Genomic DNA, 23,551 nt, shown 5'->3' with positions numbered 1-23,551 from the left:
TTGGTGGGCGCTCTTCTCGTTGGTTTAGATGGCTATTAACCTAATTGGTCGCTAGTAACCTAATTAGTCGCTAGTAACCTAATTAGTTGCTAGTAACTGGCCGTATCGCTCTAGGTTACTCAATCGAATTTCTGAGTTCGCAATAAATGTTGCTTTTGCTTTACCTGTTAACGACTTAGATTGCGGTAATTTCACGGTACGCGCATTTTTATGTACGCCATTAACCAAGAATTCATAATGTAAGTGCGGGCCAGTCACACGGCCTGTACCGCCCAAAGTACCAATGGTTTGGCCTTGTTTTACGCGCTGACCTGTTTTCACCATACGTCGCTTCATGTGCAGGTACTTGGTGATGTAGGTGTTGCTGTGGCGGATAAACACGTAGTTACCATTGAATTGGTTGTAACCCGACTTCTGAACAATACCGTCACCGGCTGCCCAGATAGGTGTGCCAACAGGGGCTGCGTAGTCAGTACCGCGGTGAGCTCGAACCTTACCGGTTACTGGGTGTCTCCTGGTAGGATTAAAGTTCGATGTTACGCGACGAAAATCAATTGGTGAGCGCAAGAACGCTTTCTTCATTGCTCGACCATTTTCATCGAAGTAGTTGCCGCTCTTATCATCCAATACCGCGGTAAATGAATCGCCTTGGTTTTTGAATACGGCTGCCATGATCTTACCGCGACCAACCACCTCACCTTCAACCACTTTCTCTTGGTATAAGATTTTGAAGCTGTCGTTCTTACGAATATCTAACGCAAAGTCGATATCCCAACCGAAGATACCGGCGAGTTCCATGATTTGGTTTGCGGTTAAACCTGCGCTAACGCCTGCATTCCAGAAGTTAGAGGTAATGTTGGCTTCAGCGTAATTGTATTGGTAGGCAACTTCTTTCTTGTCGATGCTAGAGGTAAACGAATCGCCAGACTTAGTGATTTTGAAGCTTTCAAACGCACTAAGTTGTCGTTTTAACTGAATAAGGTCGTTGTTTTCATCAAAACCGAATTGCAATACATCGCCAGGTCTTAGGTTAGACAGCTGCTTCTTAATATCGTTATTGGTATTGAGTAGCGTGATCAGCAAGCGGTATGAGAGGCCAATACGTTCAAATAAGACAGAGGTGCTTTCGCCAGAACGAACGGTATATTTCTCCCAATTAAGCACAGCCGTCGGCGGTGCGTCACTCGAGCTAACAAGTGCAGATGCATTGATAGTCAGTGGGTAATGTTTCCCCACCACTAAAGCGCCCGTATCGTCACGTAAACTGCTGACATCGGGGAGTAAGAAAATCGCGACGAAAATTACGGCACTAAAAAATGCGATAAAAGCCCGGTGCAAAATAGGAAGGCGTGCAAAAATAGACAACATGTTCCGGTTCGTTCTGTAAATATTATGAAAATCGACGACGGAATAGTGTAACTGGTTTCAAAATACATCGCTATTCAAGTAAGATGTCTAATTATTATATTTTTGCCAAATCTGTGGGAGTGAACAAGAATGGCGAGTATTGAAGCTGCACTAGCCGAGATCAAACGTGGCGTAGAAGAACTGATTCCAGAAGACGAACTGATTGCGAAACTAAAAGAAGGTCGTCCTTTACGCATTAAGCTGGGTGCCGATCCAACCGCTCCAGATATCCACCTAGGCCATACGGTTATCTTTAACAAGCTTCGTGCTTTCCAAGAGCTTGGTCATGAAGTGACATTCCTTATTGGTGATTTCACTGCAATGGTTGGTGACCCATCTGGTAAAAACTCAACGCGTCCACCGCTAAGCCGTGAAGACGTATTGAAGAATGCTGAAACTTACAAAGAGCAAGTATTCAAGATTCTAGACCCTGCGAAAACGCAAATTCGTTTCAACTCTGAGTGGTTATCTGAGCTTGGCGCTGAAGGCATGATTCGTCTTGCTTCTAACCAAACTGTTGCTCGTATGCTTGAGCGTGATGATTTTAAAAAGCGTTACGCTGGTGGTCAACCAATCGCTATCCACGAATTCATGTACCCACTTCTACAAGGTCACGACTCTGTTGCACTAGAGAGTGATGTTGAGCTTGGTGGTACTGACCAGAAGTTTAACCTTCTAATGGGGCGTGAACTGCAAAAAGCAGCCGGTCAAAAACCACAAGCGGTACTGATGATGCCATTACTTGTTGGTCTAGACGGCGTTAAGAAGATGTCTAAGTCTGCGCACAACTACATCGGTATTAGCGAAGCACCAAGCGAGATGTTTGGTAAGATCATGTCTATCTCTGACGATCTAATGTGGAGCTACTACGAGCTACTGTCTTTCCGTCCACTTGAAGAAGTTGCGGAACTGAAAGCTGGCGTTGAGGCGGGCAAAAACCCTCGTGACGTTAAAGTACTTCTAGCGAAAGAGATCATTGCTCGTTTCCACAGTGAAGCAGATGCTGAAGCCGCTGAGCAAGAGTTCGTTAACCGTTTTGCTAAGAACCAAGTTCCTGATGAAATGCCAGAATTTGAATTCGAAGCCGGCCTACCGATTGCGAACGTTCTAAAAGAAGCGGGTCTTGTAAACTCTACTTCTGATGCGATGCGTATGATCAAGCAAGGCGCTGCTAAGCTTGAAGGCGAGAAGATTGAAGACAGTAAATTCGTACCTGAAGCTGGTACTGCAGTTTACCAAGTAGGTAAGCGTAAGTTTGCTCGTATTACTATCAAGTAATATTAAATCTCAATGATTTAACGAAAAGGCATCTACGGATGCCTTTTTTATTGCCCCTAATTATTGACCCCTATTTATTGACAGGAATTTGACGAAGTTTTTGAACGGCTATTGCTACACTATGCGCGCTGTCATATTGACAGTAATTCTGGAGATTTTTATGAACAATACCGACCATCCTCCTAGTTTGAATGGAGAAGAATAACCCGTCTCGGTATTGATCTATTGTCCTGCCGTTCGGGTAGGGTATCTTTGTTTTTCCCCCTCATTCTTTTCCACACACTAGATTCTAACAAGTAGACACACCAGTAGCTTTCAGCTCTTGGTGCGCATAAATCTATAAATCTATAAATCTATAAACTTATGCTATTTGTTTTGATGGTCGTTACCTTTGCCAATCGGGAGATTCGCCATGACGGTAATGAACAACACTTTTTTATCTATCGAAGCTTTGTACACAGAGCAAGACATCCAAGCTGTATCGAATGCATTTCAACAGTATGGGCGTGAGCAACAAATTAACCTTTTAAACCGAATGCCACTTGAAGATGCGGTGTTAGTACTTGGGCAATGCTCTCTCAGTATTATTCAGACTTTACTTAGTGAGCTAGAAGAGCAGGGCTTTGAGAAGCGCTCTCGACATCTAGCTCACCAACTAGGGCTGATCTACTCAGAGGTTGAGCCTCAACAAGGTTACCTTTCAACTGGAGTGCTTAGCCATGTTAGGCAGCGTATCGGTTGGATTATTGCCTTAGCGCTGCTGGGGATTGTCTCTGGGCTTATCATTGCTCAGTATGAAGACATCCTCAGTCAGTTGGTACTTTTGGCAATTTACATGCCTGTAATTGCTGCTGCGGGTGGTAACACCGGAACACAAGCCGCGACTCTGGTCATCAGGGCTTTAGCCACGGGCGAGTTGAAGAAGCGCCAATGGGCGAACGTTTTATGGAAAGAACTTAGAGTTGCCATCTGCTTGGCGCTTGCGATTGCCTTGGTGATGATAGGCCGCATCTTACTGTTCAGTGACAACCAATCAACGGGTGGCTACGACATTAATATGATTGCTTACGCGATTGCTGTCGCTCTGTTTATTCAAGTGACAATATCAACCGTGCTTGGCGCTGGATTGCCGATTGTTGCTCGGTTATTCAAGTTAGATCCTGCGGTGCTGGTGAGCCCTGTACTGGCTTCAGTAGTCGACATTTCGGGGATGTGGATTTACTTTACGGTAGTGAATTCATTCTTGGGTATTGCTTAACGCTTTTAAATAAAGACTCTAAAAACAAAAAGCACCGCCGAAGAAAAACTTCTTAGGAAGAAAAATGGCGCTGAAGATCTTAAATCTTCAGCGCCATTTTTATTTTTTAAGTAGAAGCTTACAGAGAGCTAAATATTATTTAGATTTGCTTTGTATTTGACTGAATTCGACTACATCTGTGTAGAAAGCTCGTTCAAACTGGGTGATTGGTGCTTCTACAGGTTTGTCTGGGTTTTGTTCTTCAGGGAAATAATCACGAACAAACTGCACAAACAGAGAGTTTGGATTGCCCGCTTTATCTAAACCAAAACCTGCCATATTGTAGCTACCGTACAAAGACCCACTTTTCGCAATAATATTACCTTGGATTGGTGCTTTTCTCATGCTTTGACGGTATTTAAGCGTGCCATCAGTGCCCGAAGTTGGCATTGCCCCAAGTAGGTTGAGCTGTTGATCGTTTTCCCAGATATAACGCAGAACCTGAGCCATGGTCTGTGACCTCATTCGGTTATTTCTGGATAGTCCTGAACCATCGACGAGCTGCGCTTTACTGAGGTCAATATTAGCCTTGGTCAGCAATATCTGCTTTATCGCTTCAGTACCGTTATTGAAACTGCCTGGTTGAACATAAAATGTCGCTCCTAGCGTTTTAGTTAGATTATCTGCGATAAGGTTATCCGACTTCTTGAGCATGATATCGAGCAGTTCAGAAAGCTTTTCTGAGTTGTGACTAGCGACTAACGTGGTTTTGTCTGCTTTCGCTTTTTTACCAATAATCACATCACCTTTTACTTGGATTCTCAGCTCTTCAAGAAGCGATGTCACGACTTGATAGGTATAAAGCTCGGGGTTTTGAATCGCAAACTTGAGTGGTAGTGGTTTCTTACGCTCTACTAAGCAACCAGAGAGCTTGTAAGCGTTGTCTGGAGTGGTAATGAGCTCTAAGTCGCATTGTGTCGCCTTCTGCCCTGATCGAGTTACGGTAGCTGCGGTGGTTGTCACGTCTATCGGATAGTGAGCGGGAATATAGACACGAGTGCTTCCGTTATCTTTTGTATAAATAGAGGCTTGTGCGCAGTTGCTGTCTAAGGTCATCGCACTCGAAGGCGCGCTGTAACAAACGCCTAGAATGTCCCAAGGCCACCCCACCGCTCGCTGATAGCCCGTAAAAGTCGAGTTATCTAGGTATAAGTTGCCCTTGATGGTTCTGGATTGAGATTTTGCGTATTGAGCCAAAAGGCTTTTAAGCTGTTCTCGTTGTAGGGTCGGGTCGCCACTAAATGAAATGATTGAGTCATTCCCAGAACGAGCAATACTAGTCGTGTAGTGAAAGTCATCCCCTAATTCCAACTTCGCTGCTAAAGCTGTGACCAGCTTTAAAGTACTGGCGGGCGGGTAGAAGCCATCACTGTTGGTGTTTATTTTATTTGAATCACCGCTCAATGGTTGCAGAATTAAGCTTGCGCTACTGCCATCCGGCAGTTTATCTAGAGGGGGGTAAGCGAAAGCGTTAACTGAGAAAGCGCTAATGGAAAAACTACATACAAGTAGTGTGGATAGAAGGCGCATAGAAGATTTCTTGGATGGCTGATGTTTTCAGTATACAGATATAAAAAACGCCCGCTAGATAGCGGGCGTTTTGATTCTCAATTAACTAATTAATCAATTAGATAATCAGAATTAGAAGTCGTAACGTAGACCTAGAGCTAGCTCGTCTTCAGCGTCAGCAGAGCTTGCAGTACCGTTAGTTAGCTTGTTAGTAGTACCGATCTTGTCACCTTCAGAGATAAGGTTGAAGTTGTACGATACGTAGCCACGGAAGTTAGGCTTGAAGTAGTACGTTGCATCGATTGCGATGTTGTCTGCAGACGTTTCGCTATCAGTTTCAGCGTTGTTGTACGTAGTAGAGAATACAGTTTGACCTAGCGTGTAAGCCGCTGCGAATTCGTAACCAGTGTAATCTACAGAGTCGTTAGAGTTTACAACACCTGTAGTTTGTTTTTCACCATCTGTGAATACACCAGCGAAGTACAGGTCAGAGATTGCGTAAGAAGCAGAAAGCATGTACTCGTTAGATTGATCTTGGTCTGCGTAACCAGCACCTAGCTTAGCGCCAGTTTCGCCGATTGCGTAGATAGCAGATAGAGAGTAGCCATCTTTACCGTTGTCCGTGAACTCACCGTTAGTTTCTGAACGGTCAGCGAAACGGTAGCTTGCTTTAAGACCTAGGTCTTGGAATTGACCTTTGTAAGAAAGCATGTTGTCTGAACGGTCAGCTACAGCTAGTTTGTCTGCAGCAGAGTTACCGTGGTATGCCATGATATCTGTGAAGTCAGTGATTACGCCTAGAGCACCTTCGTTCTTACCGTAAGTTACTTCACCGAATGTGCCGCCTAGACCAGCGTACGTGTAACGGTTAGTGATATCACCATCGTTGTTATCAGTAGCGCCGCCGTTTTCAGCCGTCGTGAATTCGCCTTCGTAGAAACCAACACCGTATAGGCCGTCTTGGATTTCAACTTTACCTAGGAAGTTTAGACGTACACGTGTTTTGTCTTCAGCTTTGCCATCTTTCATAGATAGACGAGCTTCAGCACGGCCGCCCATTTCAACAGAGTTACCGTCTTGGTTGTATAGTTCTGCCGCGTTAGCGCTAGTAGCAAGAGCTGCAGCCGATACAGCAAGCGCGATCAAAGTCTTGTTCATGTTATTAATTCCTAATTACTGTCCATAAAGGTATTTATCAAGGATTTGAATCCTTTTGTGTATTGCCTGTATTAATCAGGCTTCATAATCATGATTAGAACAGAAGTCTGAAAAATGCCAGTGCAATCCATGGGTTACTTTTTACCTCTAAAGTTCCATAGTCAGTTAGTAAAATGATATAAAACTAAAAAATGAACACTGTTTTATTATATCTCTTGTTGTTTAAGTGTATGTTTTAAGTTGATTTTTATAAAAGTGTGATCTGTGTTTATTTTGTTTGTTTTTTGTTTTTTTAGGTATTTAACTCCCCGCTTATTGATGGGATAGTTATTATTCATTTTTGTGATGTCTGTAATTTAGACCTAGATAAAGCTTTTATAACGCAAAGTGGAATAAAGGTGATTTAGCCATAAAGTTTGTTTACACTAAGCCAAATCGTTTTGTTTCTATCACCCAATAAATGCGTTGGGTGTATTTATGTTGGCCAAAGAAAGCTTTGGCATAGAGGTAAAAAATGGAAAAGGTTCCAATGACAGTGCGTGGCGCTCAGCAGCTACGTGACGAATTAGATCGCCTACTTAAGCTACGTCCTATTATTTCAGCAGCTATAGGTGAAGCACGTGAACTCGGTGACTTGAAAGAGAACGCTGAATATCACGCCGCTCGTGAAGAGCAGGGTATCTGTGAAGCTCAAATTCGAGATATCGAATACAAGCTATCGCTAGCTCAGATCATCGACGTAACTCAAATGGATAACACAGGCAAGGTTATCTTTGGTACTACGGTTACTTTGATTGACGTAGATACTGATGAAGAGTTCCGTTACCAAATCGTTTCTGAAGATGAAGCTGAAATCAAAACTGGCCGCATTTCGGTGAAATCACCGATCGCTCGTGGCCTTATTGGTAAGATGGAAGGTGACGAGGTTATTATCTCTACACCTGGCGGCGATAAAGATTTCGAAATCGACAAAGTAGAATACATCTAATTGAATTTACTTTGGTTCTAATAAGTAAAAAGGTCGCTAATGCGACCTTTTTCGTTTCTCACGCTACACTAAAAGATAAGCACAGTGGCTTTCTTATTGTGGAGCCAGCTTGATGTCAAACTAGCTTATTTGCGTGGAATCTCGATTTTACGTGCTTCTGACTGACGGAACAGTACTAGAACTTTACCGATAGTCTGTACTTTCTCAGCTTTAGATTCACGTACAATTGCATCGATAATCAGTTGCTTAGTCTCACGGTCTTCTGATGCAACTTTAATCTTGATCAGTTCGTGGTGGTCTAGAGCCAATTCGATTTCCGCTAGAACAGCTTCAGTAAGTCCATTTGCGCCCATTAGCACTACAGGTTTTAAACTGTGAGCTAGGCCCTTTAGATGCTGCTTTTGTTTGGTACTTAGGTTCATTACGCGGCCAATTTTATTTAGTATTAGGGTTGAAAAAACCTATTTTAACGCCATCTAAAGCTGAAGACTATAATTTATTCAGCAATTAGTACTTTCCTCCAGTTTAGGTATCCAATGAGCAAACAGAAACACTCGGCCAGTTCAGGCCGTTGGTTGAAGGAACACTTCGACGACAAGTATGCAAATGAAGCAAGAAAAAGAGGCTATCGTTCGCGTGCTTATTTCAAAATGGAAGAGATTCAAACGAAAGATAAATTGCTGACTCCTGGGATGACCATTGTGGATTTGGGCGCAGCGCCTGGCGGTTGGTCTCAATATGCTGCTAAGATTATCGGAGACAACGGTCAAATCATTGCTTGTGACTTGCTACCTATGGATCCGATTGCTGGAGTGAGCTTTTTACAAGGCGATTTCCGCGAAGAAGCTGTGCTAGAAGCTTTATTGGAACGTATACAACCAAACATGGTTGATGTCGTGATGTCTGATATGGCACCTAATATAGCAGGCAACAATTCTGTGGATCAGCCAAGAGCTATGTATTTAGTTGAATTAGCTTTGGATATGTGTCGACAAGTTCTAGCTACCAATGGTAGTTTTGTTGTAAAAGTATTCCAAGGCGAAGGGTTTGACCAATATGTTAAGGACGTCCGTGAGATGTTTAAAACAGTCAAAGTGAGAAAACCCGACTCTTCTCGAGCTCGATCTCGTGAAGTGTTTATCGTAGCAACTGGTTACAAAGGTTAACGATTCTCTTCCAAGAGTGAGAGTTAACAACATGGCTACAGGTTACAAACTGTAGTACCCTACCTTTAATTACAATTAGTTATCGAGAGGCTTACACCTTGAGTGACATGGCAAAAAATTTAATTCTGTGGCTTGTTATCGCGGTTGTGTTGATGTCGGTCTTCCAGAGCTTTGGCCCTGGGGAAAGTAACGGCAGAGCAGTAGATTACACCACGTTTGTACAGGAAGTTGGCCAAGGCCAGATTCAAGACGCACAGTTCAATAACAGCGAAATTACTTTCACACGTCGTGGCGGTGGTTCTAAGTATGTAACTTACATGCCTGTTTATGATCAAAAGCTACTTGATGACTTAATTAATCAAAACGTAAAAGTTCAGGGTACACCACCTGAAGAGCAGAGCCTGCTTGGCACTATCTTCATCTCTTGGTTCCCAATGATCTTACTGATTGGTGTGTGGATTTTCTTCATGCGTCAAATGCAAGGCGGCGGCGGCGGTAAAGGCGCGATGTCTTTTGGTAAGAGCAAAGCTCGAATGATGAGCGAAGAACAAATCAAAACGATGTTTGCTGATGTTGCTGGTTGTGACGAAGCAAAAGAAGACGTGAAAGAGCTTGTTGATTATCTTCGTGACCCAAGTCGTTTCCAAAAACTGGGTGGTAAGATCCCGACAGGTATCCTGTTGGTCGGTCCTCCTGGTACTGGTAAGACATTGCTTGCAAAAGCAATTGCTGGTGAAGCGAAAGTACCGTTCTTTACTATCTCAGGTTCTGACTTCGTTGAAATGTTTGTTGGTGTTGGTGCATCTCGTGTGCGTGACATGTTCGAGCAAGCGAAGAAAGCAGCACCTTGTATTATCTTTATCGATGAAATCGATGCTGTTGGTCGTCAGCGTGGCGCTGGTGTTGGTGGTGGTCACGATGAGCGTGAACAAACACTAAACCAAATGCTGGTTGAGATGGATGGTTTCGAAGGTAACGAAGGTATTATCGTTATCGCTGCGACTAACCGTCCAGATGTACTTGACCCAGCATTGCTTCGTCCAGGCCGTTTTGACCGTCAAGTAGTGGTTGGTCTACCAGATGTACGTGGTCGTGAACAGATTCTTAAAGTACACATGCGCAAGGTTCCACTATCAGGCGATGTTGAACCATCTCTGATTGCTCGCGGTACACCCGGTTTCTCAGGTGCAGACCTTGCGAACCTTGTGAACGAAGCGGCTCTATTCGCTGCTCGCGGTAACAAACGCAATGTATCGATGGTTGAGTTTGAATTAGCGAAAGACAAAATTATGATGGGTGCTGAGCGCCGTTCAATGGTTCTGACTGAAGAAACGAAAGAATCGACGGCTTACCATGAAGCTGGTCATGCAATTGTTGGTCGTTTAGTGCCTGAGCACGATCCAGTGTACAAAGTATCTATCATCCCTCGTGGTCGAGCGCTTGGTGTTACTATGTATTTACCAGAACAAGATCGTGTAAGTATGAACCGTCAACACCTAGAATCGATGATTTCTAGCCTATACGGTGGTCGTCTTGCTGAGGAATTGATTTACGGTTCAGACAAGGTATCGACAGGTGCATCAAACGATATTGAGCGTGCCACTGATATTGCTCGTAAGATGGTGACTCAATGGGGTTTCTCTGAAAAACTAGGCCCTCTTCTTTATGCAGAAGAAGAAGGTGAAGTTTTCTTAGGCCGCGGAATGAGCAAAGCGAAACACGTCTCGGATGAAACCACTCGACTTATCGATGAAGAGATTCGTATCCTAATTGATCGTAATTACGCTCGAGCGAAACAAATACTCGAAGACAATATGGATTTAATGCACTCAATGAAAGATGCATTAATGAAGTATGAAACGATTGATGCGGGTCAAATTGATGATTTGATGGATCGTAAAACCGAGATCCGTGAGCCTGCTGGTTGGGGGGAGCAAGTAAAAGCAGAACCTGCAAAGGAAGAAGCCAAGCCTGAAGCTGAAGTTAAATCTGAAGAACAAGCTAAAGCCGAACCAGAAGCTGAAGAGTCGAAAGTTGAAGAAGTTAAATCTGAATCAGATGATACTCAAAACAAAGATTCTTAATCGCTAAGCTATAAATTAAAACCCTGAGTACGCTCAGGGTTTTTCTGTTTATAGCTCAAGGTGTTTTTTTACTCTTTAAGACCTGCCTTTCATGATATTAAAAGCAAACAATAAAACACTCGTTTTAGACCGCCCACATGTAATGGGTATCCTCAATGTCACCCCTGATTCTTTCTCTGATGGCGGAAGATTCAACTCATTAGATAATGCATTGCTGCAAGCTGAACGAATGATTCAAGCCGGCGTTAGCATTATTGATATTGGTGGTGAATCGACTCGCCCTGGAGCTCCGGACGTTTCCTTAGAGGAAGAGCTCGCTCGAGTTATTCCTGCAATTAAAGCGATTCGTGCCAAGTTTGATGTTTGGATTTCTATTGATACCAGCAAAGCCGAAGTGATGCGCCAAGCTGTTGAAGCGGGTGCTGATTTGATCAATGATGTACGCGCTTTACAAGAGCCAGGTGCCCTACAAGCGGCCGCTGAGGGTAATGTTCCTGTTTGCTTGATGCACATGAAAGGCCAACCAAGAACCATGCAAGCTAGCCCAGTTTACGACGATGTTCTAATGGATGTTGAAGTATTCCTACAAGAAAGAGTGGAAGCTTGTGAGGCTGTAGGCATCTCAAAAAACCAGCTGATTCTGGACCCTGGTTTTGGTTTTGGTAAAACCATTGAACACAATTACCACCTATTAGCGCACCTTGAAAAATTTCATAGGCTTGGGTTGCCAGTTTTAGCTGGGATGTCGAGAAAATCGATGATCTTTAAGCTACTGGACAAGGCCCCAGCAGATTGCATGGTAGCCAGTGTCACTTGCGCGACTATCGCTGCAATGAAAGGCGCACAAATTATTCGCGTTCACGATGTTGAAGATACATTGGAAGCGATGAAGATAATCGAAGTGATGAATAACAATCACTAATAATAATTAAGGAAAATCAATATGTCTGATAAAAGACGTTACTTCGGCACAGATGGTGTACGTGGCAAAGTTGGCCAATACCCGATTACACCTGATTTTGTTCTGAAGCTTGGCTGGGCTGCAGGTCGTGTTCTTGCAAAACAGGGCACCAAGAAAGTGATCATTGGTAAAGATACTCGTATCTCTGGCTATATGCTTGAGTCTGCGTTAGAAGCTGGCCTTGCTGCTGCGGGTCTTCAGGCTACGTTTACTGGCCCAATGCCAACACCTGCCGTTGCTTACCTAACACAAACTTTCCGTGCTGAAGCTGGTATCGTTATCTCTGCATCGCATAACCCTTTCTATGACAACGGCATTAAGTTCTTCTCTTCTGAAGGCACTAAATTGTCGGATGACATTGAGTTGGCTATCGAAGCTGAACTAGATAAAGATATCGAGTGCGTGGAATCTTCTGCATTGGGTAAAGCTGTACGTTTAAATGATGCAGCTGGCCGTTATATTGAATTTTGTAAAAGTACATTCCCACACAAAATGACGTTAGCGGGCATGAAAATTGTGGTTGATTGCGCACATGGTGCGACTTACCACATTGCGCCAGCGGTATTTAAAGAGTTGGGCGCTGAAGTGATTGCAATGGGTGTTGAGCCAAATGGTACTAACATCAACCACGAAGTGGGTGCGACAGATGTGCGTGCTCTGCAAGCTAAAGTACTTGAAGAAAAAGCAGCGTTAGGCCTAGGCTTTGATGGTGACGGTGACCGTATCATCATGGTTGACGAGCTAGGCAACAAAGTTGATGGTGACCAAATTGCTTACATCATTGCTCGTGATGCGCTGCGTCGTGGTGAGTTGAAAGGTGGCGTTGTTGGTACACTAATGACCAACCTTGGTATGGAAAACGGCCTTAAGCAGTTAGGTATTCCGTTTGTTCGTGCTGCTGTTGGTGACCGTTACGTCATGGAGCAACTTCTTGCTAAAGGCTGGAAGATCGGTGCAGAAAATTCGGGTCACGTTATCCTATTAGATAAAGTGACTACAGGTGATGCTATCGTTGCTGCCTTGCAAGTATTGGCTTCAGTTGTCGACAGTGAAATGACACTGAATGAACTTTCTCAAGGTATGACGTTATATCCTCAAGTTCTAGAAAACGTTCGTTTCAGCGGTGACTCAAATCCACTCGAAGCAGAAGCGGTGAAAGCGGCGGTTGTAGAAATAGAAGCTGAGCTTGGCGAGAAAGGTCGTGTGCTATTACGTAAGTCTGGTACCGAGCCACTACTGCGTGTCATGGTTGAAGGCGAAGACGCAGAGCTTGTTCAAGCGTCTGCGCTTAAGATTGCAGATGCAGTAAAAGCAAACTGCTAATTTAACCTTTTACTTAACCGGCGAAACGAATAGCGCCTGTGATTAGAAGTGATTGACTTATATAACGGTCAAAAGAGACGTAAATGAGTTTTGTGTCGCTTTTGACCTTTTTTTAACCATTCGCTTGGTAAAGGCTTATTTTTTAGCAAATTCCCCTTGTCAGCCATCGTCGCATTCGCTAGTATTGCTCGGCCTTCAGTTAGGAGGTCGCTAGCCTTGTTCTTGAAAATAGTTTTTTGAACGGCGCTGGCTCAACAATTAGGAACATAGGTGGAAAAATGTTTACAGTTCTACTTGTGATTTACCTGTTGGCAGCGCTTGGTGTAATTGGCCTAGTGTTGATTCAACAAGGTAAAGGCGCAGATATGGGAGCCTCTTTCGGTGCTGGCGCTTCAAACACTGTGTTTGGTGCTGGTGGCTCAGGAAATTTCCTTACCCGAATGACTGCAGTTTTTGCAACTACATTTTTTATCCTTAGCTTAGTGCTTGGTAATATGTCTACACATAAAACTGAGTCACAATGGATTGACCCGACTCAAGGTCAGGTAATTCAGCAAGCTGAAGATGCAGTGAGTGAAGTTCCGACGCAAGGCGACGAAATTCCACAATAAGCTGCAAAGATTTGATGCCGAGATGGTGAAATTGGTAGACACGCTAGCATGAGGTGCTAGTGCCTTAGGGTGTGAGGGTTCGAGTCCCTCTCTCGGCACCATGTTTACAAACTTGTAAAACATCTTGTTGGGCGTATAATGCTCACAAGTCGGACGCGGGATGGAGCAGTTTGGTAGCTCGTCGGGCTCATAACCCGAAGGTCGTCGGTTCAAATCCGGCTCCCGCAACCAATTTCAATGCTATTATATAGCTTGTATTGGTAGCAAGTTTGCACAGTGTGAACCTCACTGTGAGTTAAGTGTGATATCGAATGTGATGACACTTAACATATAAGGGTCCAGCAACAAAAACCCCGGCTTATACGGGGTTTTTTGTTATCTAAGCATTTGTAAATGCCTTTAGATGATAATGTTTGCTTGGAATTTAAATTGGGCTTTGAGCCCTTTTTTTGTTTCTGGAGTGGTTAAATGACTGGTTTAGAGAGACAACTTACTGAAATGCTTGACGCTCCAGTAGCAGCATCAGGTTATGAGTTAGTTGGATTAGAATTTATTCGTGCTGGTGAGCACTCAACGCTACGTATTTACATCGATTCACCAAATGGTATCAATGTAGATGATTGCTCTGAGGTTAGTCACCAAGTAAGTGCCGTAATGGACGTTGAAGATCCAATTTCAGTGGCTTATAACCTTGAAGTGTCTTCACCAGGTTTAGAGAGACCACTGTTCAAAGCAGAGCATTACCAACAATTTATTGGTCACGAGGTAAGCATCGTTTTGAAAATGGCTGTCGGCAACCGTCGTAAATGGAAAGGTGATATCCAATCTATCGAAGGCGAGACAGTGAAAGTATTGGTTGAAGGACAAGAAGAAGAATTCGTCCTGAGCAATATTGCGAAAGCTAACCTGATCCCTAAATTTTAGTTCTCCTAGAGAGAAGAGCTTAAGAGGCTAGATTAATGAACAAAGAAATTTTGGCGGTAGTAGAAGCTGTTTCAAATGAGAAAGCAGTTCCTCGTGAGCGTATTTTTGAAGCGCTTGAAATCGCGCTTGCAACGGCAACAAAAAAGAAAAGCGAATTAGAAATTGAAGTTCGTGTAGAAATTGACCGTAAAACGGGTAATTTCGAAACTTTCCGCCGTTGGGAAGCTGTTGAGGAAGTTGAATTCCCAACAAAAGAAATCTCTATTGAAGCTGCAAAGTACGATGATCCAGAGATCGAACTTGGCGGTTTCATTGAAGATGATATCGAATCAGTAACGTTTGACCGTATTACGACTCAAACGGCTAAGCAAGTTATCGTACAGAAAGTACGTGAAGCAGAACGTGCTCAAATCGTTGAACAGTTTATTGACAACGAAGGCGAGCTCGTAACTGGCGCAGTTAAGAAAGTTAACCGTGACACAGTTATTCTAGACCTAGGTAACAACGCTGAAGCGGTAATCCTTCGTGACGACCAACTTCCTCGTGAAAACTTCCGTCCAGGTGACCGTGTTCGTGGTCTTCTTTACGCAGTTAAACCAGAAGCTCGCGGTTTCCAGCTTTTCGTTACTCGTTCGAAGCCAGAAATGCTAGCTGAACTATTCCGCGTTGAAGTGCCTGAGATTGGTGAAGAGCTAATTGAACTTAAAGGTGCTGCACGTGACGCTGGTTCTCGTGCTAAAATCGCTGTGAAAACAAACGACAAACGTATTGACCCTGTTGGTGCGTGTGTTGGTATGCGTGGTGCACGTGTACAAGCTGTTTCTAATGATCTTGGCGGTGAGCGTATCGATATCGTTCTTTGGGACGATAACCCAGCTCAGTTCGTTATTAACGCAATGGCGCCTGCTGATGTTGCTTCAATCATCGTTGATGAAGATGCACACTCTATGGACATCGCTGTTGAAGCCGATAACCTGGCACAAGCGATTGGCCGTAGCGGTCAAAACGTACGTCTAGCTTCTCAACTAACGGGTTGGGAACTGAATGTAATGACTGTTGCTGATCTAGAGAAGAAGCACCAAGAAGAAGCAGTTGCTTCTATTGAAAACTTCATGAAGCACCTAGACATTGAAGAAGACTTTGCTCAAATGCTTGTTGAAGAAGGCTTCTCTACACTTGAAGAAGTGGCATACGTTCCTGTGAACGAGCTTCTTGAAGTAGACGGTCTAGACGAAGGTATCGTTGAAGAACTACGTAACCGCGCGAAAGACGCACTGACTACTCTAGCGCTAGCGAAAGAAGAGACTTTCGACGGTGTTGAGCCTGCTGAAGACTTACTTGCACTTGAAGGTCTTGAGCGTGAAATGGCTTACAAGCTAGCAGCAAAAGGCGTTGCGACATTGGAAGACCTAGCTGACCAAGGCGTTGATGAACTAGAAGGCATCGAAGACCTAACTGCAGAGCGAGCAGGCGAGCTGATTATGGCTGCGCGTAACATCTGTTGGTTCGGCGACGAAGAATAATTCAGCAAGGAGAGAAAGCGGTATGACACAATTAACAGTTAAAGCACTGAGTGAAGAGATTGGTACGCCAGTTGACCGCTTAATTGAACAACTTGCTGATGCAGGAATGAAGAAAGCAGGGTCGGATCAAGTGACTGATTCAGAGAAGCAAACATTGCTAACGCACCTTAAAAAGGAGCATGGCGATACTTCAGGCGAAACAGAACCGACTCGTTTAACTCTTCAACGCAAGACCCGCAGCACGCTAAGTGTTGCCGCTGGAGGCGGTAAGAGTAAGGATGTTCAAGTAGAGGTACGTAAAAAGCGTACTTACGTGAAGCGCAGCACTATTGAAGATGAAGCGAAACGTGAAGCTGAGGAAGTAGCTAATCGTGAAGTGGAAGAGAAAGCACAACGCGATGCTGAAGAGCAAGCGAAACGTGATGCTGCAGAGAAAGCACAGCGCGAAGCCGAAGAAAAAGTAACACGTGAAGCGGATGCAAAACGTGATTCTGAAGAGAAGGCTCAACGCGCACAAGCTGAAAAGGCTAAAAAAGACATGAATTCAAAAAATGCAGACGCTAACGCACAAGCGAAAAAAGAAGCGGATGAACTTAAAACTCGTCAAGAGCAAGAAGCAACTCGTAAAGCCGAAGCTGAAGCAGCTAAGCTTGTTGAGGAAGCTCGTAAGTTAGCAGAAGAGAACCAAGAACGTTGGTCTGAAGAAGAGAAGAAGAAGAAAGAGCAAGAGAAATCTGCGGATTACCATGTGACTACTTCTACTTATGCTCGTGAAGCAGAAGATGCGGCTGATAAAAAAGATGAGAAAGCTCCTCGTCGTCGCAAGAAGAAACCTGCTCCAGCAGCTCAACCTGGCAACAACCGTGGTGGTCGTAACCAACGTGGTCGTGGCGGTAAAGGTAAGCTTGCTAAACCAACTTCAATGCAGCAAGGCTTTGATAAGTCAGCAACTGTTGCTAAATCTGATGTTGCTATTGGCGAAACTATCGTTGTTTCTGAACTGGCTAGCAAAATGTCAGTTAAAGCAACTGAAGTTATCAAAGTAATGATGAAGATGGGCGCTATGGCGACTATCAACCAAGTGATCGACCAAGAAACAGCACAACTTGTTGCTGAAGAAATGGGTCACAAGGTTATCCTACGTAAAGAAAACGAACTAGAAGAAGCAGTGCTAGCTGACCGTGATAGCGATGCTGTCGCAGAAGGTCGTGCTCCTGTTGTTACTATCATGGGTCACGTTGACCACGGTAAAACTTCTACACTTGATTACATTCGTAAAGCACACGTTGCGTCTGGCGAAGCTGGCGGTATCACACAGCACATTGGTGCTTACCACGTAGATACTGACAACGGCATGATCACGTTCCTTGATACTCCTGGACACGCGGCGTTTACTGCTATGCGTGCTCGTGGTGCTCAAGCGACAGATATCGTTGTACTTGTTGTTGCCGCTGATGATGGCGTAATGCCACAAACAATCGAAGCAATCCAGCACGCGAAAGCGGCAGGCGTTCCTCTGATTGTTGCTGTGAACAAGATCGACAAAGAGGGTGCAAACCCAGACAACGTTAAGAATGAGCTAGCTCAATACGACGTTATCCCTGAAGAGTGGGGCGGTGAGAACATCTTCGTTCACATTTCTGCAAAACAGGGTACAAACATCGATGGTCTTCTAGAAGCTATCCTTCTTCAGTCTGAAGTTCTTGAGCTTACAGCGGTTAAAGAAGGCATGGCATCTGGTGTTGTTGTTGAATCTCGTCTTGATAAAGGCCGCGGTCCAGTTGCAACAGTACTAGTACAGTCTGGTACTCTTAACAAAGGCGATATCGTTCTTTGTGGTCAAGAGTACGGCCGTGTTCGTGCAATGCGCGATGAAAACGGTAAAGACATCGAAACTGCAGGTCCATCTATCCCTGTAGAAATTCTAGGTCTTTCTGGCGTTCCTGCTTCAGGTGATGAAGCAACGGTTGTACGTGATGAGCGTAAAGCGCGTGAAGTTGCGAACTACCGTCAAGGTAAATTCCGTGATGTTAAACTAGCTCGCCAACAAAAAGCGAAACTAGAGAACATGTTCGCGAACATGACTGCTGGTGAAGTTGCTGAACTTAACGTTGTACTTAAAGCTGACGTTCAAGGCTCTGTAGAAGCAATTGCTGACTCTCTACTGAAACTGTCAACTGACGAAGTTAAAGTGAACATCGTAGGTTCTGGTGTTGGTGGTATTACGGAAACTGATGCAACTCTTGCAGCTGCTTCTAACGCTATCATTCTTGGTTTCAACGTTCGTGCTGACGCAACTGCGCGTGGTACTGTTCAGAATGAAAACCTAGATCTACGTTACTACTCAATCATCTACCAACTGATCGACGAAGTGAAACAGGCGATGGGCGGTATGCTTGCTCCTGAATTCCGTCAAGAGATCATTGGTCTTGCTCAAGTTCGTGACGTATTTAAGTCGCCTAAACTTGGTGCAATCGCTGGTTGTATCGTTACTGAAGGTACGATTAAGCGTAGCAGCCCAATCCGCGTACTTCGCGAAAACGTTGTTATCTACGAAGGTGAACTAGAGTCACTTCGTCGCTTTAAAGATGACGTTCAAGAAGTTAAAAATGGTTACGAGTGTGGTATCGGCGTTAAGAACTACAACGACGTTCGCGTTGGTGACCAGATCGAAGTATTCGAAATTGTTGAAGTTAAACGTACTCTAGACTAACCAGTCAGTACGACTCGACATATTGACTAAGGTTACTAACATTACCTGTAAAGGTACTAAGTAATCGGTTGTTGAATACACCATGGGGGGCTGGTAATTACCAAGCCCCCCATCTTTCTAAGTGAGAAAAGAAAATGTCAAAAGAATTTAGCCGCACACAACGTGTGTCTCAGCAGCTTCAAAAAGAGCTCGCACTTATCCTCCAACGTGAAGTTCGTGACTCACGCATTGGTATGGTAACTATTTCAGATGTAGAAGTGTCTCGTGACCTTGCATACGCAAAAGTGTTCGTGACTTTCCTATGTATCGGTGAGCAAACACCTGAATCATGTCTTGCTGCTCTTAAAGAGCATGAAGTGCCAGTTCGTATGGCTCTTGGCAAGCGTATTCGTCACCGTCTAACACCTGAAGTTCGTTTTACTTACGACAACACATTGGTAGAAGGCATGCGTATGTCTAACCTAGTAAGTGAAGTACTGAACGATGACAAGCGTAAGCAAGAAGAATCTGGCCGCACTGACGAAACTCAGTCTAAGGATGAAGAGTAATGGCTCGCCGTCGTAAAGGTCGCCCTATAAATGGGGTAATTCTGTTAGATAAGCCAACAGGCATTTCATCTAATGATGCACTGCAAAAAGTAAAGCGTATTTACTTTGCAGAGAAGGCAGGGCACACCGGTGCTCTGGATCCTCTTGCGACTGGCATGCTGCCAATTTGTCTTGGTGAAGCAACGAAGTTCTCTCAGTTTCTTCTAGATTCTGATAAGCGCTACGTTGTTGTCGCGAAGCTTGGTGAGCGTACCAACACCTCAGATTCTGATGGTGAAGTGGTTGAAACGCGTGAAATCAACGTGACTCAAGAGCAACTTGAACGCTGCATTGCAAGCTTCAAAGGTGAAACCGACCAGATTCCATCAATGTTCTCAGCATTGAAGTATCAAGGTAAGCCTTTGTATGAATATGCACGTGCAGGTATCGAAGTGCCTCGTGAGTCTCGCAAGATCACTGTGTATTCTATTGAGCTACTTCGCTTTGAAGGTGATGAAGTTGAGATGGAAGTGCATTGTTCTAAAGGTACTTACATCCGCACAATTACCGACGATCTTGGTGAAATGCTAGGTTGTGGTGCTCACGTGACAATGCTTCGTCGTACTGGTGTTGCAAAGTACCCGTATGAACGCATGGTTACGTTAGAGCAGCTGAACGAGATTTTAGAACAAGCACAAGCGCAAGAAATTGCTCCTAAAGAGTTGCTTGATCCATTGTTAATGCCAATGGACACCGCTGTAGAAGACTTACCTGAAGTTAACCTGAATGCGGAACTGACTGATCTTGTTCAGCACGGTATGCCCGTTCAAGTCGCAGGCGCTCCTGCTGAAGGTACCGTTCGTATGACAAGCGGTGAAGAGAAGCTGTTTGTTGGCGTTGCTCAAATTGCTGAAGATGGCCGAGTTGCCCCGAAGCGTTTGGTTGTTTTCAGAGATGAAGAGCCACAAGCGTAACGCTGAAACCTAGTTAGGTATTGGCGCTTAGCCTGGAAAAGCGAATCAATAATATAGAAAGCGAGCCCTTAATTTTAATGGTTCGCTTTTTTCGTTTTTCATCAGTTCGATTGTTATTGCACCAACACGTAAACTTCCCTATAATCCTCGGCTCGCGTAGCGGCTGAATCAGAGATTGGCTGCTACAAATATAAACTTACTCTTATCAGGAGAGATTTATGTCTCTGAATGCAGAAACTAAAGCAGCAATCGTTGCAGAATACGCACAATCTGAAGGCGACACAGGTTCACCAGAAGTACAAGTAGCACTACTTACTGCTTCTATCAACCACCTACAAGGTCACTTCAAAGCGCACAAACACGATCACCACAGCCGTCGTGGTCTATTACGTATGGTTTCTAGCCGTCGTAAGCTTCTTGATTACTTGAAAGGTAAAAACCTTACTCGTTACCAAGACCTAATCAAGCGTCTAGGCCTACGTCGCTAATAGCGATGTCTGCAAAGACAGTTTGAAGAAAAGGAGCATTTATGCTCCTTTTTTTGTACCCGTAAGAAAATGTTTGGCCGGATGCACAGAATATCATCTGGCTTTTTCTGATAGGAAATATCTCTCCTAATAAAAATAGTTTATACTACGCCCGCCTATGCGTTTTCAACGCTGGGCAATCAACCTCTCAAGACGTTACAGTCACAGATGTCGGCCAATAGGTCGCGACTATTCAAAGGCGGATTTGGTCTTAATTCGGCGTATGAACTCATACAAAGAAGCATCATTCCCAAGTCTCTTTTCACTAGTCGCGATTGGTAATATCTTGAGTCAATCTTCACTTAATCTAAAGTCATGACTTTAGAGCTAAGGATATACAATGTTTGAAAAACCAGTTGTAAAATCGTTCCAGTACGGTAACCACACCGTTACTCTAGAAACGGGCGTAATGGCACGTCAAGCTACTGCTGCTGTAATGGCGACTATGGACGATACATCAGTATTCGTTTCTGTTGTTGCTAAGAAAGAAGCTGTTGCAGGCCAAGATTTCTTCCCTCTAACAGTTAACTACCAAGAGCGTACATACGCTGCGGGTAAAATCCCTGGTGGTTTCTTCAAGCGTGAAGGTCGTCCTTCTGAAGGCGAAACGCTAACAGCTCGTCTGATTGACCGTCCAATTCGTCCACTTTTCCCAAGTGCGTTTAAAAACGAAGTTCAAGTTATCGCTACGGTTGTTTCTATCAACCCTGACGTAAACCCAGACATGATCACTATGATCGCAACGTCTGCTGCGCTTGCTATCTCTGGTGCTCCATTCAATGGTCCTATCGGTGCTGCACGTGTTGGTCACATCGACGGCGAACTTGTTCTTAACCCATCAAATACTGAGCTTGAAAACTCTAAACTAGACCTAGTTGTGTCTGGTACAGAAGGCGCAGTACTTATGGTTGAATCTGAAGCAGATAACCTATCTGAAGAAGAAATGCTTTCAGCTGTTGTTTACGGTCACGACCAACAACAAGTTGTAATCAAAGCAATCAACGAGTTTGCTGCTGAAGTTGCAACTCCATCTTGGAACTGGGAAGCGCCAGCAGTTAACACTGAGCTTAAAGCTAAAGTTGCTGAGCAAGCTGAAACACGTCTATCTGACGCGTACCAGATCACTGAGAAAATGGCGCGTTACGAGCAAGTTGGCGCAATCAAGAGCGACACTGTTGAAGCTCTAATTGCACAAGACGAAAACCTAGATGAGCGCGAAATCCGCGGCATGCTTGGTTCTCTAGAGAAAAACGTAGTACGTAGCCGCATCATTGCTGGCAACCCACGTATCGATGGCCGTGAAAAAGACATGGTTCGTGCGCTAGACGTACGTACTGGTGTTCTTCCACGTACACACGGTTCTTCTCTATTCACTCGTGGTGAAACTCAAGCACTTGTTACTGCAACGCTTGGTACACAACGTGATGCTCAAATCATCGACAGCCTAATGGGTGAGAAGAAAGATAACTTCCTTCTACACTACAACTTCCCTCCATACTGTGTAGGTGAAACTGGTTTCGTTGGTTCTCCTAAGCGTCGTGAAATTGGTCACGGTAAGCTTGCTAAACGTGGTATCCAAGCAGTAATGCCTTCTGTTGACGAATTCCCATACACAGTTCGTGTTGTATCGGAAATCACTGAATCTAACGGTTCTTCTTCAATGGCTTCTGTATGTGGTACATCTCTAGCACTTATGGATGCTGGTGTGCCAATCAAAGCTTCTGTTGCGGGTATCGCAATGGGTCTTGTTAAAGAAGGCGACGATTTCGTTGTTCTTTCTGACATCCTTGGCGATGAAGATCACCTAGGTGACATGGACTTTAAAGTAGCAGGTACTAACGCTGGTATCACTGCTCTTCAGATGGATATCAAGATCGAAGGTATCACTAAAGAGATCATGCAAATTGCTCTTAACCAAGCGCAAGGTGCACGTAAGCACATCCTTTCTGTAATGGATGAAGCTATCTCTGGTGCTCGTGAAGATATCTCTGAATTCGCTCCACGTATCCACACAATGAAAATCAGCTCTGATAAGATCAAAGATGTTATCGGTAAAGGCGGCGCAGTTATCCGTGCTCTTTGTGAAGAAACAGGTACTACAATCGAAATCGAAGACGATGGCACAATCAAGATTGCTGCTACTGAAGGCGCAGCTGCTCAAGAAGCTATCCGCCGTATCGAAGAGATCACTGCTGAAGTTGAAGTTGGCCGCATTTACCAAGGTAAAGTTGCTCGTCTAGCTGACTTCGGTGCATTCGTTACTATCCTTCCAGGTAAAGATGGTCTAGTACACATCTCTCAAATCGCTGACAAGCGTGTTGAGAAAGTGTCTGACTACCTAACTGAAGGTCAAGAAGTACCAGTTAAGGTTCTTGAAATTGACCGTCAAGGCCGTGTACGTCTGAGCATGAAAGAAGCAGTTGAAACGCCAGCAGAAGGCGAAGCACCTGCTGCTGAGTAATTCTCAGCCTATCGATGGGAATATCGCTTTTTAGTGATTTCTAACCCATTGGTAAAAAAGCATGTTATAAAGGGGAGCATATCGCTCCCCTTTTTTATTGCGGTCATAACAGGAGTAATT

The 23,551-nt window shown here is 44.3% G+C and carries 19 protein-coding genes and 2 tRNA genes; 17 read left to right on the top strand and 4 right to left on the bottom strand.

The features are described from left to right. Positions 1 to 78 precede the first annotated feature (78 nt). The gene (locus OCU90_RS14215; protein WP_017084252.1) at positions 79 to 1,368 is read right to left on the bottom strand and encodes a peptidoglycan DD-metalloendopeptidase family protein; all 1,290 of its coding nucleotides are present in this window, start codon (positions 1,366 to 1,368) and stop codon (positions 79 to 81) included. A gap of 129 nt (positions 1,369 to 1,497) precedes the next feature. Here OCU90_RS14215 and tyrS point away from each other — a divergent pair, with 129 nt between their 5' ends. Together tyrS and OCU90_RS14205 are read left to right on the top strand one after the other, a co-directional pair. Further along, entirely contained in the window at positions 1,498 to 2,685 is a 1,188-nt protein-coding gene (gene tyrS / locus OCU90_RS14210) for a tyrosine--tRNA ligase (RefSeq protein ID WP_004734518.1), read from the top strand. Positions 2,686 to 3,097: 412 nt separating this feature from the next. Next, the gene (locus OCU90_RS14205; RefSeq protein WP_029222732.1) at positions 3,098 to 3,943 is read left to right on the top strand and encodes a magnesium transporter; all 846 of its coding nucleotides are present in this window, start codon (positions 3,098 to 3,100) and stop codon (positions 3,941 to 3,943) included. Positions 3,944 to 4,078: 135 nt separating this feature from the next. Here OCU90_RS14205 and dacB read toward each other — a convergent pair whose 3' ends face one another. After that, positions 4,079 to 5,512: a serine-type D-Ala-D-Ala carboxypeptidase gene (dacB, locus tag OCU90_RS14200; protein WP_061022481.1), complete on the bottom strand. Its 1,434-nt coding sequence runs from the start codon at positions 5,510 to 5,512 to the stop codon at positions 4,079 to 4,081. Between the two features lie 111 nt (positions 5,513 to 5,623). Then, positions 5,624 to 6,649, bottom strand: a complete 1,026-nt coding sequence (locus OCU90_RS14195; protein ID WP_061022478.1) for a porin — start codon at positions 6,647 to 6,649, stop codon at positions 5,624 to 5,626. Between the two features lie 514 nt (positions 6,650 to 7,163). Here OCU90_RS14195 and greA point away from each other — a divergent pair. Beyond that, positions 7,164 to 7,637 (top strand): transcription elongation factor GreA, encoded by a 474-nt coding sequence (gene greA, locus OCU90_RS14190; protein WP_017084249.1) that lies wholly within the window; start codon positions 7,164 to 7,166, stop codon positions 7,635 to 7,637. 125 nt (positions 7,638 to 7,762) lie between these two features. Here greA and yhbY read toward each other — a convergent pair whose 3' ends face one another. After that, a complete protein-coding gene (yhbY, locus tag OCU90_RS14185; RefSeq protein WP_004734509.1) occupies positions 7,763 to 8,059 on the bottom strand; it encodes a ribosome assembly RNA-binding protein YhbY in 297 nt (98 codons plus the stop codon). A 114-nt stretch (positions 8,060 to 8,173) separates the two neighbouring features. On the opposite strand from yhbY, the gene rlmE reads away from it, so the two are divergent. The 14 genes from rlmE to pnp all read left to right on the top strand — a co-directional run bounded on the left by rlmE (position 8,174) and on the right by pnp (position 23,431). Next, the gene (rlmE, locus tag OCU90_RS14180; RefSeq protein ID WP_017079994.1) at positions 8,174 to 8,803 is read left to right on the top strand and encodes a 23S rRNA (uridine(2552)-2'-O)-methyltransferase RlmE; all 630 of its coding nucleotides are present in this window, start codon (positions 8,174 to 8,176) and stop codon (positions 8,801 to 8,803) included. 107 nt (positions 8,804 to 8,910) lie between these two features. After that, the gene (ftsH, locus tag OCU90_RS14175) at positions 8,911 to 10,887 is read left to right on the top strand and encodes an ATP-dependent zinc metalloprotease FtsH (protein WP_029404904.1); all 1,977 of its coding nucleotides are present in this window, start codon (positions 8,911 to 8,913) and stop codon (positions 10,885 to 10,887) included. 91 nt (positions 10,888 to 10,978) lie between these two features. Beyond that, the gene (gene folP / locus OCU90_RS14170; protein ID WP_061022476.1) at positions 10,979 to 11,809 is read left to right on the top strand and encodes a dihydropteroate synthase; all 831 of its coding nucleotides are present in this window, start codon (positions 10,979 to 10,981) and stop codon (positions 11,807 to 11,809) included. Between the two features lie 21 nt (positions 11,810 to 11,830). Continuing rightward, positions 11,831 to 13,171 (top strand): phosphoglucosamine mutase, encoded by a 1,341-nt coding sequence (gene glmM, locus OCU90_RS14165; protein ID WP_061022475.1) that lies wholly within the window; start codon positions 11,831 to 11,833, stop codon positions 13,169 to 13,171. A 278-nt stretch (positions 13,172 to 13,449) separates the two neighbouring features. After that, positions 13,450 to 13,782, top strand: a complete 333-nt coding sequence (secG, locus tag OCU90_RS14160; RefSeq protein WP_004734504.1) for a preprotein translocase subunit SecG — start codon at positions 13,450 to 13,452, stop codon at positions 13,780 to 13,782. A 16-nt stretch (positions 13,783 to 13,798) separates the two neighbouring features. After that, positions 13,799 to 13,883: transfer RNA gene (locus tag OCU90_RS14155), tRNA-Leu, on the top strand. A gap of 53 nt (positions 13,884 to 13,936) precedes the next feature. Beyond that, positions 13,937 to 14,013 (top strand) — tRNA-Met (locus OCU90_RS14150). Positions 14,014 to 14,250: 237 nt separating this feature from the next. Continuing rightward, positions 14,251 to 14,706 (top strand): ribosome maturation factor RimP, encoded by a 456-nt coding sequence (rimP, locus tag OCU90_RS14145; RefSeq protein WP_004734501.1) that lies wholly within the window; start codon positions 14,251 to 14,253, stop codon positions 14,704 to 14,706. Between the two features lie 35 nt (positions 14,707 to 14,741). Beyond that, the gene (gene nusA, locus OCU90_RS14140) at positions 14,742 to 16,229 is read left to right on the top strand and encodes a transcription termination factor NusA (protein ID WP_004734499.1); all 1,488 of its coding nucleotides are present in this window, start codon (positions 14,742 to 14,744) and stop codon (positions 16,227 to 16,229) included. A 22-nt stretch (positions 16,230 to 16,251) separates the two neighbouring features. Continuing rightward, the gene (gene infB, locus OCU90_RS14135; protein ID WP_004734497.1) at positions 16,252 to 18,942 is read left to right on the top strand and encodes a translation initiation factor IF-2; all 2,691 of its coding nucleotides are present in this window, start codon (positions 16,252 to 16,254) and stop codon (positions 18,940 to 18,942) included. Between the two features lie 134 nt (positions 18,943 to 19,076). Continuing rightward, positions 19,077 to 19,490: a 30S ribosome-binding factor RbfA gene (gene rbfA, locus OCU90_RS14130; RefSeq protein ID WP_004734495.1), complete on the top strand. Its 414-nt coding sequence runs from the start codon at positions 19,077 to 19,079 to the stop codon at positions 19,488 to 19,490. Next, positions 19,490 to 20,443 (top strand): tRNA pseudouridine(55) synthase TruB, encoded by a 954-nt coding sequence (truB, locus tag OCU90_RS14125; protein ID WP_004734494.1) that lies wholly within the window; start codon positions 19,490 to 19,492, stop codon positions 20,441 to 20,443. The genes rbfA and truB overlap by 1 nt, the downstream gene beginning before the upstream one ends. Before the next feature lie 218 nt (positions 20,444 to 20,661). Beyond that, entirely contained in the window at positions 20,662 to 20,931 is a 270-nt protein-coding gene (gene rpsO / locus OCU90_RS14120) for a 30S ribosomal protein S15 (protein WP_004734493.1), read from the top strand. A gap of 379 nt (positions 20,932 to 21,310) precedes the next feature. Further along, complete coding sequence (gene pnp, locus OCU90_RS14115) at positions 21,311 to 23,431, top strand: polyribonucleotide nucleotidyltransferase (RefSeq protein WP_004734492.1); 2,121 nt, start codon at positions 21,311 to 21,313, stop codon at positions 23,429 to 23,431. Positions 23,432 to 23,551: the final 120 nt, after the last annotated feature.

It is taken from the genome of Vibrio splendidus (assembly GCF_024347615.1).
GTDB lineage: Bacteria > Pseudomonadota > Gammaproteobacteria > Enterobacterales > Vibrionaceae > Vibrio > Vibrio splendidus.
Note: the sequence above shows the minus strand (reverse complement) of the source record. Positions and strands in the feature narration are given on the sequence as shown.